The organism is Acinetobacter sp. YH16056_T, from assembly GCF_024605895.1.
Lineage (GTDB): Bacteria > Pseudomonadota > Gammaproteobacteria > Pseudomonadales > Moraxellaceae > Acinetobacter > Acinetobacter amyesii.
The window spans coordinates 472,501-487,553 of sequence record NZ_CP094545.1; the positions used below are offsets into that span (position 1 = coordinate 472,501).

The 15,053-nt window shown below is 42.1% G+C and carries 12 protein-coding genes and 4 tRNA genes; 8 read left to right on the forward strand and 8 right to left on the reverse strand.

Annotation, left to right across the window (positions count from 1 at the left end; genetic code table 11):
* Nucleotides 1-18: 18 nt before the first annotated feature.
* Together rrtA and MST17_RS02335 are read left to right on the forward strand one after the other, a co-directional pair.
* Nucleotides 19-591: a rhombosortase gene (gene rrtA / locus MST17_RS02330; protein WP_168379122.1), complete on the forward strand. Its 573-nt coding sequence runs from the start codon at nt 19-21 to the stop codon at nt 589-591.
* A gap of 190 nt (nt 592-781) precedes the next feature.
* Nucleotides 782-3,067, forward strand: coding sequence for a TRAP transporter large permease subunit (locus MST17_RS02335; protein ID WP_180026052.1), 2,286 nt, complete (start codon nt 782-784; stop codon nt 3,065-3,067).
* An 87-nt stretch (nt 3,068-3,154) separates the two neighbouring features.
* On the opposite strand, the gene MST17_RS02340 is transcribed toward MST17_RS02335, so the two are convergent.
* From MST17_RS02340 to rnr, 5 genes are all read right to left on the reverse strand, one after another.
* Entirely contained in the window at nt 3,155-4,030 is an 876-nt protein-coding gene (locus tag MST17_RS02340) for a DMT family transporter (RefSeq protein ID WP_180008432.1), read from the reverse strand.
* A gap of 66 nt (nt 4,031-4,096) precedes the next feature.
* Nucleotides 4,097-4,534, reverse strand: a complete 438-nt coding sequence (locus tag MST17_RS02345) for a hypothetical protein (protein ID WP_180026051.1) — start codon at nt 4,532-4,534, stop codon at nt 4,097-4,099.
* A 16-nt stretch (nt 4,535-4,550) separates the two neighbouring features.
* Complete coding sequence (locus MST17_RS02350; RefSeq protein WP_171256675.1) at nt 4,551-4,760, reverse strand: YheV family putative zinc ribbon protein; 210 nt, start codon at nt 4,758-4,760, stop codon at nt 4,551-4,553.
* A gap of 40 nt (nt 4,761-4,800) precedes the next feature.
* A complete protein-coding gene (locus MST17_RS02355) occupies nt 4,801-6,840 on the reverse strand; it encodes a M3 family metallopeptidase (RefSeq protein WP_180026050.1) in 2,040 nt (679 codons plus the stop codon).
* Between the two features lie 160 nt (nt 6,841-7,000).
* Nucleotides 7,001-9,418, reverse strand: a complete 2,418-nt coding sequence (rnr, locus tag MST17_RS02360) for a ribonuclease R (protein WP_180021624.1) — start codon at nt 9,416-9,418, stop codon at nt 7,001-7,003.
* Between the two features lie 268 nt (nt 9,419-9,686).
* Between rnr and MST17_RS02365 the strand changes: the two genes are divergently transcribed.
* The 4 genes from MST17_RS02365 (at nt 9,687) to MST17_RS02380 (ending at nt 10,569) form a co-directional block, all read left to right on the forward strand.
* Nucleotides 9,687-9,776 (forward strand) — tRNA-Ser (locus MST17_RS02365).
* A gap of 15 nt (nt 9,777-9,791) precedes the next feature.
* Nucleotides 9,792-9,868 (forward strand) — tRNA-Arg (locus MST17_RS02370).
* 45 nt (nt 9,869-9,913) lie between these two features.
* Nucleotides 9,914-9,990, forward strand: a tRNA-Arg gene (locus MST17_RS02375).
* 502 nt (nt 9,991-10,492) lie between these two features.
* Nucleotides 10,493-10,569, forward strand: a tRNA-Arg gene (locus tag MST17_RS02380).
* Nucleotides 10,570-10,661: 92 nt separating this feature from the next.
* On the opposite strand, the gene MST17_RS02385 is transcribed toward MST17_RS02380, so the two are convergent.
* Entirely contained in the window at nt 10,662-11,945 is a 1,284-nt protein-coding gene (locus MST17_RS02385; protein ID WP_257223979.1) for an SRPBCC family protein, read from the reverse strand.
* Nucleotides 11,946-12,129: 184 nt separating this feature from the next.
* Here MST17_RS02385 and MST17_RS02390 point away from each other — a divergent pair, with 184 nt between their 5' ends.
* Together MST17_RS02390 and MST17_RS02395 are read left to right on the forward strand one after the other, a co-directional pair.
* Nucleotides 12,130-12,627, forward strand: coding sequence for a YcxB family protein (locus MST17_RS02390; RefSeq protein WP_180026048.1), 498 nt, complete (start codon nt 12,130-12,132; stop codon nt 12,625-12,627).
* A 32-nt stretch (nt 12,628-12,659) separates the two neighbouring features.
* A complete protein-coding gene (locus MST17_RS02395; RefSeq protein WP_180026047.1) occupies nt 12,660-13,301 on the forward strand; it encodes a fumarylacetoacetate hydrolase family protein in 642 nt (213 codons plus the stop codon).
* A 79-nt stretch (nt 13,302-13,380) separates the two neighbouring features.
* Here the strand turns inward: MST17_RS02395 and MST17_RS02400 are convergent, their stop codons facing one another.
* Together MST17_RS02400 and MST17_RS02405 are read right to left on the reverse strand one after the other, a co-directional pair.
* Complete coding sequence (locus MST17_RS02400) at nt 13,381-14,130, reverse strand: tetratricopeptide repeat protein (protein ID WP_180026046.1); 750 nt, start codon at nt 14,128-14,130, stop codon at nt 13,381-13,383.
* A 95-nt stretch (nt 14,131-14,225) separates the two neighbouring features.
* Complete coding sequence (locus MST17_RS02405) at nt 14,226-15,041, reverse strand: helix-turn-helix domain-containing protein (RefSeq protein WP_180026045.1); 816 nt, start codon at nt 15,039-15,041, stop codon at nt 14,226-14,228.
* Nucleotides 15,042-15,053: the final 12 nt, after the last annotated feature.

Here is a 15,053-nt window from a genome sequence, read left to right on the forward strand (position 1 = left end):
GGTACAGGAGGAGCGAAAATGAAACTACAATTTTTAATACCGAAAATTGTCTTTCTTGCCGTATTCGTTTCGATCTGTGCCTCGCTACAGGTATTTAAAGATTATTTTATCTATTGGCAAGATGACTTATTTCATGATTTTTGGCGCTTATGGACCGCACATTGGGTTCACGTCGGTTGGATTCATTTTGTTTTAAATATATTGGCCTTTATTTGCTTACCGTTTATTTTCCCACGAGTTTCGACATGGCATTTTGTTGCCATTTTATTGATTTTATCTCCTTTAATCAGTCTAAGTTTCTATTTTTTCTTACCCGATATTGAAGCCTATGCCGGATTATCTGGTGTCTTGCATGGTGCCTATGTCGCGGTCGCTTGTGTGCATTTGATGTATCGACGGGAGCGAAATTTTGCAGCCTTTGTATTGTTGCTGATTTTGGCAAAATTGGTGTGGGAAAATACCGTGGGCAATACGGGAACGGCTGAATTAATTGGAAGCCCCATTTTAGTCGAAGCACATTTATTGGGGGTGATTTGGGGCATTATCATCGCCTTGTTCTATCTTGTTGGCAATTATTTCTGGGATCGTTAGCTCACTTTAGGTGATTGGGTTGACAAAAAAAACCGAAAAGAAAATACATATTGTCATTTTAATGTTTTGAGTATTGATGCAAATTTAAACGTAATAATAAAACAGTTAGGTCAGGGAAAGGAACTTCTCGAACCGATAAGGAAGAGGGTGCTTAGTCTAGCTAGGCTCCAAAATAAAAATAGGAAGACTCATGCAAAATGATGCACAAAACAGATCCAGCATCGTTGGTCTGTTACGTTATGTCTGGACAGAATGGATTTCGACTCTAGTCGTATTGATCTTGCTTCTGCTTACACTAATTATCGGTACAGGGGAGATGATCCATGGGCAGTTGCTCCGTATGGGAGAGCGACTGTATGGTGACCCTGCAACAGGTATGCAGTACTCTTTTTTAAGGGCTGAGCCTGCCAAGCCTGAATGTGACCGTAACCCGAATGTCGATGCGTTGGTGAAAACTCAAATGCAAGCCAATGCAGCAGATGAGTTTGCTGATTTTTTTGGTACGGCATCTGAGAATGACGTTCGTTCGTCTATTTTAGCGAGTGTGCAGCAGTGTGAAGAAAAGTATCAATTTTATGATAAAGCCATGCAACATATGGAGAAGCATCCGAGTATTCGCGCCTATCGTAATTTTGAAACAAGCTTCTTCGGTATCTTTAAATTTGGTACTGAAAATCGCGCCATTTTGTTGATTTTTATGGTGGTTATAGCTGCGATTAGTGCGACATTGAAAATTCATCATATTGGTCTACGCGGTCCTGCAACCAAGAAGGATTATCGTGTTTATAGCCTGATGATGAGCTTCGGTAATGGACTGTTAACCTACTCAAGTATCAGCCAATTCAATTCAGTGAAAAATTCGGGAGTTCCAATGACCACCGAAACTGAACTGATTTATTGGATGTGGATGACGCTGTTCTCAATCCTGACATTGATCAGTGTTTTGCAATTGTTTAGTCCGCCAAAAGATGCCAAAGAGGGCGGTAGTCTTAGTTTCGCGTTCCTAAGCGTGCCTTTATATGCGTATATGGCGTTGATTACAGGTATCGCCTTTATCTTCTTTATGGACTACCCGATGGGGCAAGGCATCTATTTAGGGCAATTGGTCGAGTTTTCAAGTATTTTCCTGAATCTAGCGTTATTCATTTGGGCGGGTATGTTGTTGAAGCAAACCCGTGTCGTAGATTTATTCTTGAATATTTTACGCCCATGGAACTTAGCTCCTGAGACTTTAACATGGCTGATTTTAATCGCAGCAGCATTGCCTACAGCCTATACTGGCGCATCGGGGATCTTTGTCATTGCGGCAGGCGCGATTATTTATAAGGAAGTGTGGAACGCTGGCGGACGCCGTCAATTTGCCTTGGCTGCAACAGCAATGTCCGGTTCGCTTGGGGTGGTTTTACGTCCATGCTTATTGATTGTGGTTGTTGCATCGCTAAATAAAGAAGTGACCACGGATCTGCTTTATCAATATGGTATTTATACGTTCTTGCTGACATCTACGATGTTTTTAATTGTGTCGTTATTTTTTGCAGAACATAAGTTCCGTATTGCTCAAGCCAATGTGGCAGCGCCGCAGTCAGGACGTGCCTTCTTAGCCGTTATTCCTTATATTGTGATTTTCGTGCTGATCTGGATGTTCTATAAATATTTATTGAATACAGATTTAAATGAATTTACTGCACCAGTCATGATGCCTGTTATTCTGCTGATGATCGTTTTAGTGGATAAATTACGTCATCAGCCAGCACCATTGTCAGCAGTTGGGCATTGGGATGAAACACTAACAGCAAATTATAGTGCGAATGCTGAACCTGCTTTAGCCGGCGCACAGGTTGCACATGCAGAATACCGTGAAGGATTACATGGCAATAGCACAGATGATGGGCAGGCTGCGAATCATACAGTGGCTCAATCCAGCTCTATGCAGATTCTACGTCAAGTTGGTTTTTGGAAGTCGATGCATATTTCGACCAGTGAAACCGTTGGACATATCGGTGCTTTGGTTATTTTGATGGCGCTTTCGGTAAGCGTTGGTGGATTGCTAGAGCGTACTGAAGTCATGAGTTTATTCCCAACTGATATCAGCAGTACTTTTTTGGTTATCACATTGATTGTCGGATTGATGGTCTTTGTGGGTATGATTATGGATCCGTTTGGCGCAGTCATTTTAATTTCTGCAACTATTGCTCCTGTAGCCTATCAATACGGTATTCATCCTGTGCATTTTTGGATGATTACACTCATTGGTTTTGAGCTAGGTTATGTTACGCCTCCAGTTGCATTGAACCACCTCTTGGCCCGACAGTCGATAGGGGATGCTGAAGTCAATGAAGCGGATGCTGAAGTTCGTCACTTGTCGTTTTATTACCGTTATGAACGTTGGATTTTGCCGCTGATTGTGCTGTTCCCTGCAATGTTGATTATTGCGTATCTGCCGTATTTCTTTAAGCTGTTTGGTTGGTATCAATAAATTAATTTTGAAGCATTAAAAAAGCACCTTCGGGTGCTTTTTTATTGAATAAGGGGCTGTGCATTTGATGGTAAATGGTTTGAATCTTTATGACTTTTTAAACTTATTTTGTAGGATTGGACTACAGAGCAAAATCGCTAAAAATATAAAAGCAAAGCCGAATAGGCTGTAAATGTCTGGCAGTTCCTGCCAAAGAACAAAGCCCCAAATACCTGCAAAAATAATCGTGATATAGTTCACGGGGCCAATTTGACCTGCGGGTGCGAGCTTATAGGCATTGGACATAAAAATTTGACTGATATTGGCCAAAAGTCCCGCTGTAATCAGAAAAGCTAACTCTTTTAAACTATAGGGACGCCAGAGCCAAAACATTGGGATCATGGAAATAAGTGTGCCAAAAAAGCAGAAATAAAACACAATGCGTTCAGGCGGTTCTGTTGCTGTAAGCGCACGGACAGTGACAAATGCCATGGCTGCCAAGAAGCTTGCGCTCAGTCCGATGAGTGATAACTGATTGAACATTCCTGCATCGGGCTTTGCGACGAAGAGCACGCCGATTAAACCAATGACTGCGGCAATGAGCATACTCAGGGTCATTTTTTCTTTTAAAAATAACCATGCAATTAAGGGGATAAAGATCGGTGAGGAATAGGTGAAGACCATGGCATTGGAGAGTTTTAAGTGTGCAATGGCATAAAAAAAGCCATACATTGCCACCAAGCCTACGATTGAACGCCATGTATGCATCCACAGTTTTTCAGTTCTAAAAAATGTGCTCCCTTTTTGCAGGATCAAAGGGAGAAAGATCAATAAGCCAACCGCATTTCGAAAAAATACGATGGTGGCATTATCTACCGTGTGAGATGCGTAGCGTATACAAACCCCCATGATGGAAAAAAGCAGCGCTGACAGCATGAGAAAGCCAATTGCTTTGGGGATATTCTGTGGTGTAGTAGTGGACATAACAAAAAGGCTAGAAAATCTGATGATATTCTAGCCTATAAGTACGCATGGTGTAGCAGAAGTCAGTTATTTTGCTTGTTGCGCTAACTGTGCTTCGAGTAATTTAATTTGTTCTTCTTTCAGTTTAATCAGCTCATCTGCATCTGAATGTTGCTGTTTTAAACTTTGCTCCTGATCATTCAATTGTTGTTGAATGTCATCTAATTTGGCAATTTCTTCTTTGGCTAAAGAGGCATTTTCAGGCACAGCTGCATCTAAAATGTCTTCTTCGACCAATTTAATGGTGTCAGTCTCTGCGGCAGGGACTGATGCTTCAGTCTCAGATTGGACAGGGGTTGCAACAGGCGGTTTAGCCGGTGCAGCGACCAGTTCTTCTTGAAGTGCAGATTTATCTGCTGTACTGCTGCTTAACCATTGATATGCAAAAAAGATAGCAATCAATAACGTTAAGCCCCCAATGATTCCAACTAACAATTTTGGATTATGTCTTTGATCTTCTGTCATTGCTTGACCTTAATTTTTATTTAGGCTGACGTGGCTTAAATTGGATCACACCGATATCGTCTGGCACGGCGGGTTGTTCAGGTTGATCGACATGAGTCGGTCGATTTTCACTGTAACCACAATCAATGCATTCGATCCATTCGTCTTCGCCAGAGGTCAGCATGACAACCCGGTCCATCGCTTGGCATTTTGGACATTTTGCACCTGCAATGAAGCGTCGTTTAATGGTCATCATACTTACCTTGAATCTAACTAAGGTCCCTAGTTTAAGCGTTTTTAGATGCGTTCGTCCAACCTTGATGACGCAGCAAAGCATCTATTTTTGGCTCGCGTCCGCGGAAATTGATAAATGCGTCAAGTGCCGTATCTTTTCCGCCAACTGCTAGAATAAATTGTCTAAACGACTTGCCAGTCGAAGTATTAAAAATTCCTTCATTTTCGAATCGGTCGAAGGCATCACTTGCCAAAACCTCTGCCCATTTGTATGAATAATAACCAGCAGCGTAACCACCTGCAAAGATATGACTGAAACCATGTTGGAAACGGTTGTACGAAGTAGTGGGTGCAACTGCATATTTTTGACGAATATCATCTAGGGTGTGTTGGATGCCTGCAGCGTCCAAAGCAGGGTTGGCCTTATGGATATTTAAGTCAAACATGGCAAATTCAATTTGACGTAACGTTTGCATCCCTGACTGGAAGAAACGCGCATCTTGTAGTGCTTTTAACAGATCGGCTGGTAAAGTTTGTTTTGATTCGATATGTTCACTGAGTAAATCTAAACTTTCTTGATCCCAAGTCCAAAATTCCATGAATTGACTTGGTAGCTCTACTGCATCCCACGCCACGCCATGTGTACCAGCCACAGCAATATTATCGACTTCAGTGAGCATGTGATGTAAGCCATGACCAAATTCGTGGAACAACGTCGTTACTTCATCATGGGTAAGTAAAGCAGCTTGCTCACCGACAGGTGGGGTAAAGTTGCAGACCATGTAGCAAATTGGTTTTTGCAGACCATTTTCAGTTTGCATGCGTGAACGGAAGCCGCTCATCCATGCACCGCCACGTTTACCGCTTCGTGCATACAGGTCAAAGTAAAAACCGCCAATCACGCTGCCTTGATCTTCAAGTTCAAAATAACGTGCATCAGGATGCCAAACAGGCGCTTCACGCTCGATTACATTGATGCCATAGAGACGATTTACAATGCTGAACAAGCCTTGAATAATCTTAGGTGCAGGGAAGTAGGGCTTCAGGTCTTCTTGTGACAAATTAAACTGTTGAACTTTGAGTTTTTCTGAGTAGAAAGTGGCATCCCACGGTTGTAACTCAGTGATACCGTCTTGCGCTGCAATGGCTTTCAGTTCAGCGATTTCTTTCTCTGCTGGTTCACGCGCATGTTCTGCCAATTCAATCAGGAACTGATCTACAGTCGCTACATCGGGTGCCATTTTGCTTGCCAAGGACAATTCGGCGTAGTTGTTAAAACCAAGCAGGCTTGCCATTTCCTGACGTAGCTTCAAGATTTCTTCCATGACCGCTGTATTATCAAATTCAGCAGAGTCTGCCTGATCAGAAGCACGTGTGGTATAGGCTTTATAGAGCGCTTCACGCACTTCGCGGTCTTCTGCATAGGTCATAATGGCAATATAAGACGGGAAGTCGAGTGTGGCTACAGCCTGTTCGAGTTCGCGTTGCTGACCATATTGTTTCAGAAGTTCAATACTGCCTTGAGGTAGTCCTTTGAGCTGCGCTTCAGTTAAAGGTTTGAAGTAGGCTTGGGTGGCATCCAATACGTGATTGGAAAAGTCTGATGATAACTGTGAAAGTCGTGCAGATATTTCTGCATAGCGTTTTTTCGGTTCACCTTCTAAGGCTACGCCTGAAAGTTTAAAATCTCGTAACGCAAGTTTAATCGCGCTTTGCTGTGCTGCAGGAAGCGTGTCGAAAACACTGTTGTCATGTACATGCTGATACGTTTGATACAACACTGTATGTTGACCTAGCTGCGTATAGTACTCACTCAGGACGGGTAGTAAAGATTGGTAAAGTTCACGAGTTTCAGCATTATTCATCACGGCATTTAGATGCGACAGCACGCCCCAAGCTTCACTCATATTATTTTCAAGGTCATCGACCTGTTCTAACGTATTTAGTTGTTTTTGTACCGAATCTGGAACAACTGTCAGTTCATTTAGAAATTGTTGACCGTGTTGAATCGCATTTTGAATTTTTTCTTTGAGTTGATCTAAGGTAATTTGATCAAATTGAGGAACGGGCAAAGTTGCCTTTTCTAAAGTCATATTTTCTACTTCATATAAATCCTGAGTTATTTATAGATGTAGGGTTTGTTGCGGGTTAAATCAAGACTAAATCAGGAATTATTCATCTTCTGCAGAGGTCGAGAAGTCTTCACTGACCTGAAGAATCAAAAAGAGCGCCGAAGCGCTCTTGATTTAAACCTTAATCCGCAGATGATTTTGCATTGGATTTTTTCTTTTTCGGTTTTGATTTTTTCTTCACTTTATCTTTAGCCTTCGCTTCAGATTTGCTTGCAGATTTTTTAGCAGGCTTTTTACCGAATGAACTGGGCTTAGATTTCGATTTTTTGCGTCGTATGGGCTGTTCTCCATCTTCAGCAGCGTTGGTTTTACGTTCTGAAAAGACTTCTTCTTTGGCTGTAGGTTTTGCAACACGAGGGGCACGCGCGCGAATAGCACGACCTGCATGGCTCAATTGTTGAATCAATTCAAAGTCGATTTTGCGCTCTTCTAGATTCACACCAGCGACTTTAATTTTCACTTCATCGCCGAGACTGAAAACTTGACCTCGAGATTGACCAATTAAGCTCTGACTCGGTTGGTCATAGACAAAGAAGTCATCACCCAATTGGCTGACGTGGATCATGCCATCAACATATAAGTCTTTGAGCGTTACAAACAGGCCAAATTCAGCAGTTGCACTGATGGTACCGACAAACTCTTCACCCAAATGCTGCTGCATGTAATGGCACTTCAACCATGTAGTGACAGAACGTGAAGCTTCATCCGCACGGCGTTCGGTCGCAGAGAAGTGTTCACCTGCATCATCCAGCGAAGCACCAGAAATTGGGTAAGGCTTTTTCTTTAATTGTGCTTTGATGGCACGGTGAAGTAACAAGTCTGGATAACGACGGATTGGAGATGTGAAATGCGTATACGCTTCATAAGCCAAGCCAAAGTGACCTGCATTGTTCGCGCCATAATAAGCTTGCATCATTGAACGGAGTAAAACGGCATGAATACTTGGAGCATCAATACGGTCTTTGGTGGCATCGATTACGGCTTGATAGTCAGCTTGAGTCGGCTGTTCAGGGAATGGCAGCCCCAATAACTTCACAAAATCACGAACCTTTTGAATACGTGAAAACTCAGGTGGCTCATGCACACGGTACAGCATTGGAATTTCATTTTTTAATGCATATTCTGCCGCTGCGACGTTTGCCAACAACATGCATTCTTCAATTAGCTTATGTGCATCATTACGGCTGCGCGGTAGGATTTCGTTAATACCGCCTAGCTCATCAAAGGTCATATAAGTTTCAACGGTTTCAAATTCCATCGCGTGGCGTTCAGCACGTAAGCCTTTCAACACTTGATACAATTGGAATAAGGTATTGACCGATTTACGTACATCACGGTCTTCAGGAATGGCTTGACTATTACCCTCAAAATATTCGGCCACTTGAGTATAGGTCAAACGAGCTTTTGAATGCATTACACCCGGATAGAACTCAAACTTAGTGACACGACCCGCGCGAGATAAGTTTAAATCACAGACCATACATAAACGGTCTACGTGTGGGTTCAAAGAACATAAACCATTCGACAGCGCCTCAGGCAACATCGGCAATACAAAATGAGGGAAGTACACCGATGTACCGCGCTCTTGAGCTTCGTCATCGAGCGGTTTACCCGGACGTACATAATGGCTGACATCGGCAATTGCCACGACAACACGATAACCACCACCCGGACGTTTTTCCGCATACACGGCATCATCGAAGTCGCGGGCATCTTCACCATCAATGGTGACAAGCGCTAAATCACGTAAGTCGACACGATCTTCACGATCTTGTTCTGATGGCTCTTTAAAGCTGTTGGCTTCTTGTTGTACCGCTTCAGGGAATTCGTAAGGTAAACCAAACTCTAAAATGGTTTGCGGAATAATAATTTCAGTGTCTGCTTTATCTGCCATCGACTGAACAATATGACCTGTCGCAAATTCTTCTTTGGTTGGGTAGCTGTCAATCGCAATACGCACAGAGTCGCCGAGTTTGACTTTGGCATGCTCGATTAATTCTTTTTCTAAAGTAATCGGTTGGTGTGCATTGGGATTTGCCGGTTGAATAAAATATTCACCTTCATATTCAGACACTTTACCAATAATTTCTTTGACACGATGCTGTAGAACTTCAGTAATAAAGCCCCATGCCTTGCCTTTACGGTCTACCGATGTTTGGCGGACTTTAACACGGTCACCATTAAACACCTGACGCAACTCACGTTCAGGAAGTAAAAGGTCATCTTCACCGCTAATATTGGCTGTGCCTAAACCTTTTGAGTTGATATAAACCGTTGCTTCATGAGTCGGTTGCTCAGCTGCAAGCTGGAACTTAAATCCATCTTTCATCAACTGACCATCTCGAACCATCGCAATCAGACGATGACTCAGTGCATCAATACTTTTTTGATCGGCAATTTCAAAATGTTCTACAAGATCGGCATGCGACATTGCAGTTTTCAGTTGTTCAATCGTCTCTTGAATTAGAGTACGGCTTGGAATTGGATTGTCATAACGTTCGGCTTCAGCTTTTGCTTCAGGGTCGACCCAGTTTTTCATATGTATTTGGCTTCAAATCAGAAGATTAGGATTAGCATAAGTCATGCAAGCAGATACTGCACGCAATTGATTGCAATAAAGTGTTTTATGCCGATATTTTATAATGTTTAAAGCTGAAATGTAGGGGACAGCAGTGTGTGCTGAACTAATTTTGCACTAATTTTTTGAAAATCGTTTAAAAAATATCTAATTGAGTAAAAAAATGAAAAAAATATAACGACTGTGCTTGCAGTCGTATCATGATCTTTGTATTATGGCGGCACGTTACGGTGAGATGGGTGAGTGGCTGAAACCACATCCCTGCTAAGGATGCATACGGGCAACTGTATCGAGGGTTCGAATCCCTCTCTCACCGCCACGATTTACTTATGTCGCGCTCATAGCTCAGCTGGATAGAGCACTTGGCTACGAACTAAGGGGTCGGGAGTTCGAATCTCTCTGAGCGCACCAATAAGTAAATCTGAAAACGTAGTCTTTTAAGACGACACAAGTTACGCGCTCATAGCTCAGCTGGATAGAGCACTTGGCTACGAACTAAGGGGTCGGGAGTTCGAATCTCTCTGAGCGCACCAACTTGAACAAATTACCGCACATGTTGTGGTTTTTTTGTGCCTGTGATTTATCGTTTTGATGCAGCCTGTCTTTTGTCTTTTGTCTTTTGTCTTTTGTCTTTTGTCTTTTGTCTTTTGTCTCTTACTTAGATTGTATAAAGCGTTGTATTTTATAAGACGACCCATCAGTAAATTTGATTTTGCTTTTTTCAGCAGATAAACCCTCATTTCAGATGTTCATGGCGATGCATTTTTTAAAGCTAAGATAAAGAAAAGTTGGTGAGTTAAAGCCGCGATTCAATGATGGCGATATACTTGTTATCTATCTTGAGCATTTATACGTGAGTATTGCTAAGTTTAAATTCCAAACTTGTGATGCAAAAGTCATTAAAAAAGTAAATCTAGCTGATTTTTAGCGTGTTTAAAGGGTAATTGTTTATTTGCTGTGCGTTTGGTTAAATTTATATGAAAAAGCTCTTAACAAAAAATAAAAATCACGTATAATGAGCCTCATCAAGACGTCGCGCTCATAGCTCAGCTGGATAGAGCACTTGGCTACGAACTAAGGGGTCGGGAGTTCGAATCTCTCTGAGCGCACCAACTTGATCAAGATTGAAAAACCGCACATGTTGCGGTTTTTTTGTGTCTGAAATATAGCTAAAAACAATAAATTCAGTTCATCAATCAAGGTTCTAACTTAGCTTTTGTTTAACTTTGAGTGCAAAGACCGTATTTCCGCCTAAAGCCGGTAACATGTCGTGATACGGCATACTGCGCATAGCACGAAGTAAAAACGGTGCTTTGTCATCAATCTTCACCGCACTGGTCAATTGTAATAACGACCCTTGTTGTAAGGGGCGAATATGCATTGCACCTCGGACAAACTTTAAGTCCCCACCTGTTGCGGTATATTGATTTTGCAGTAAGTCGGGATAGTTAAAACGCATCTTAAAATCAAAGGGAATATTGATCACACCTAAACCCACCGAAATTTTATAGTCGGCATCCATGAGGTGCGGATTAATTTTCTGCACTTGCATATGTTTGACTTGTCTTGGAAATAAGTGCTTGAACGAAGACACATTAATCCAGCGCTGTAAGCTCGAAGGCTCTTGTGCATAATATTGAAAACTGGTGCTAAAGCGCATGAATTCATAATTTTGCCCAAAGGGAACGCGCTGCGCTGTCAAAATAAAGGACACAGGTTCTTTCGAGCTTTGACTTAATTGGGTGATTTTGTCGAGTTGAGAGGCATTCAATTTGAGTTCAGGCAATTGATTTGCAGCGAGAGTTTCACTACTAAAGGCTTTAAATCGGCGCTGTAATGATTCGAGTAAAAAACCATTGGCTCCCGCAGGAATCCCTAATTTGGCATCGGGTAAGGCATTTAATATTTTGCTAAACAAAAAACCTTTGGGCTGATTTAAATCGCCCCATTGGGTCACACTAATCAAGGTGTGTTGTGCATCAATCTCAAACCATTCAATTTTCCCTGCACCAAAGGGCACTGGTGCTTCTAGAACCAAACTATTAATGCTGTTGTGCTGAATTTGGTGCTGCATCACCACAGTTTCTTTAAAGTTTAAAACCGGAATCGGCGTCGGGATGTGGATGCGATATTCAACTTGGCTGGTTGAACCTTGCTGTTGCAAAACCTCAGCAGATTTTAGCGTGGGAAATAAGCCGGCGTAGTTTGGATAATTACTGAGTAATCTGGCGACATTTTTACTGTTGGTTGGGACAACCACTGCGGCACTTTGAAATTTACCAACGACTTTTTGTCCTGCTTTCATCGTGGGTAGACTAATTTGCTGTGAAGGATGTGCAAAAATCACGATGTGATCACCGGCAAGATTTGCCAAGGCTTTGGCATTGCCATTAAATAAGTCCAAACTACTAGGGATCTGGGGTTGCCATTGAACGAATTTGGCCCAACTGGTCGATATACTCAGTCCACTCAGAAACACTAGCATCATGATTATTTTTGTTATCTGCATGTCACATCCTGCGTATGCAATCTTTTATTTGTTGCTGTTTTTAACGTATTTCTAGAGGGAAGGGAAGTAGTGATGTGTTACAACCGATCATTAAAAAGCATGAAGCAAGTTTGAATTGTGGTGTAGTATTTAGCGCAATTCATTTTTAAATATTCATACGCTTATGTCTGAAAATCTACCTGCATTATCGCTGCGCTATTTTTTAAATCTAGAAGAATCACAGGATGGTTTTGCACTAGCTACTTTTGGCAAAAAGCAATTTACGCGTTTTTTAACGCCAGCCATTAGCCTTGGGATTATCATCTGGGGTTTTTACTTAGGTGTAAATGGTGTCGGTGCCTACTATGTTGGGCTGGGTGCTTTCTTTTTACTTCTTCAAGGTATCATGCGTTATTGGTTTTTACCGATGATGTTTAAACGCCAGTTTGTAAAATACCAATTAGGAAAAAGTGAACAAGGTATTGATTTATTTCAAGACTATGCAGAAATTCATGCCAATGGTCGTAAGAATATCTTCCATTATGTTGAAGTGGCCAATTTTGCTGAAGGCAAATTGACCTATATGCTTGAGCTGAAAAATAAAACCGTGATTATTGTGCCGAAAAGTGCATTTAAAGATACTGCGGACCAAGCGATTTTTAGCAATACTTTTCAGCACTAAGACAATCTATTCATAACAAAAGAGGGAGTAGTATGCAGTCACGTCCATCTAAAATTGTTTGCGTCGGTCGTAGTTATGCAGATCATGCCAAAGAATTAGGCAATGCAATTCCTGACCGTCCTGTGCTTTTTATGAAGCCGCCAAGTGCATTAACCGCATTAGAGCAAGGCATCACATGGAATCCTGCATGGGGCAGTTGCCACTATGAATGCGAATTAAGTTTACGTATTGATCGCCCTTTATCGGCTGAAACTGATCCTCTCAAAGCCTTAGAAGCAGTTGGAGCTGTGACTTTGGGCCTAGATCTGACTTTGCGTGATCTACAAGATTACTTAAAGAAAAAAGGTCAGCCTTGGGAGCGTGCCAAAGCTTATGATGGTTCTTGCATCCTTGCGGATTGGGTCGATGTCCAAGAGGTGGTTCAAGATTGGAAAGATGTGCATTATACCTTGCATGTCAATGATGAATTGCGTCAGAACGGTGATACTGCATTGCTGATTTTTGATGTGGGTACTTTGTTGGCCGATATTAGCCAAGTGTTTAGTCTTGAGGCGGGTGATGTGGTCATGACGGGTACGCCTGCAGGTGTCGCGGCACTACAGTCAGGTGAGCAGTTGAAAATGACCCTAAAAGGCAAAAATCAGGACTATGTCTGGACAACCTTTGTCAAATAATCTGTGAACGACATACAAAAAGGCTGCTTAATGCAGCCTTTTTTGATTGATCTATTCAGTACTGCTTGATGGTGGTGGCTCATTGGGTTGTAAATAAAGGACCAGTGTCTTTCCATGTTTCATAGGTGTCTGCCATATGCTGTGAGTCGGTGTCTCCCAATGCACCAGCTTTGGCATACCATTGTCGCGCTTTTTCACCATCTCGAATATCATAATGATAATAATGTGCCATTTTCATCGCCGCGTCAGCATCTTGCCCTTGTTCTGCGGTGTAGCTTAAATATTCAGCTGCTTTGTCGGGTGTAGACGAAGGATGTTCAGAAAAATAATGTTGATTTCCCAAGACTTTGATTGCTTCGACATTCTTTTGTTTGGCAGCTTTTTCATACCAAATTTGCGCTTGGTGCTTATCTTGAATTAAGCCTTTTCCCGTGTCGTACATCCAACCAACGGTATATTCAGCAGCAGGATCATGAGTCTTTTTTGCAAGGTCTAGCACCCAGTGTGCAAGGAAAATATTGCCATCTTGCTGCATCTTTCGAATCACTTGATCTGCATGCGGGTTTCCTTGGTAGGCTTGAGTCATCAACCATGCGAATGCGTCCGTAGTGCCTTGATCCGCAGTAGCTTTGTACCAATGTACACTTTGTTCGATATTTTGTTCTGTGCCCGTTCCAGTGAGGTATAAATCACCCACTTTCATTTGCGCAGTCGCATCACCACTTTGAGCTATTTTGAGTGCAGATTTAAATTCACGCTGTTCTTTGGAACTACAAGCCGTTAAAAATACGGCAGATAAACACAGCGCTAAAATGGTTTTTTTATTCATTTGAAATGGAATTATTATCATTTTCGTAGATTTTTTGATCTTAACGGATTGTTGAATCACTTTATAGAGACCCTTATAGCTAAATTTAAACACATTTAGGGTTTTAAAGCGGATTTCCTAAACTGATCTGGGGTGCAAAGCATCCATTTTTTAAACATATTTATAAACGCCGAGGCATTGGCATAACCAAGTTCTAAAGCAATATTTTCGACGGTTTGACCTGCGTTGAGCATGGACATGGCTTTCATGACTTTGAGACGTTGTCGCCATTCATGCAGGGACATCCCAAGTTCTTTTTGACAATAACGCGCCAGAGTACGTTCCGTCATATTTATCCGCTTTGCCAATTGCTCAAGCGTGCTCTGATCTGCAGGATGTTGATGTAAATAATCAAGCAGCTGTTTGAGGGCAGGGTGTTCCGAATGCGGTAAATAGCTACTGACCAATTTGGCTTGATGCAGTTGATCTAAGATCACATGGAGTAAGCGTTGATACTCGGCCGTATTTTCCATGAGATCGGCTTGTTGATGCAACAGACGCAAATGGCTGAATATCGCTGTAACTAAAGGTGAGCTGAGTAAAATCCCCGGTTGTTTCGGCAAGTGGGTGCATAGAGATTCATGTACATATAAGGTGCCATGTGAAACTGCAGTACGATTTAAACCACTATGTTCTAAGTGTGGGGGAAGCCAAATGCCATAAGGTGGTGGGGTAATATAGTCTATCTGGTTGATGTTCACTTCCATTACGCCATTAAAGGCATAGACAAACTCGCCCCAAGCATGTCCATGAACGGGATAAACAGACAGTGCAGGATCGTCACGAAAACTGATCCACAGTGCTGCTTGAATTTCATCGTTGGTGGGAAGTTGTTGCAACTGCGTATGATCTGCACGAGCTTTATGACGCATGAGAAATTTTGC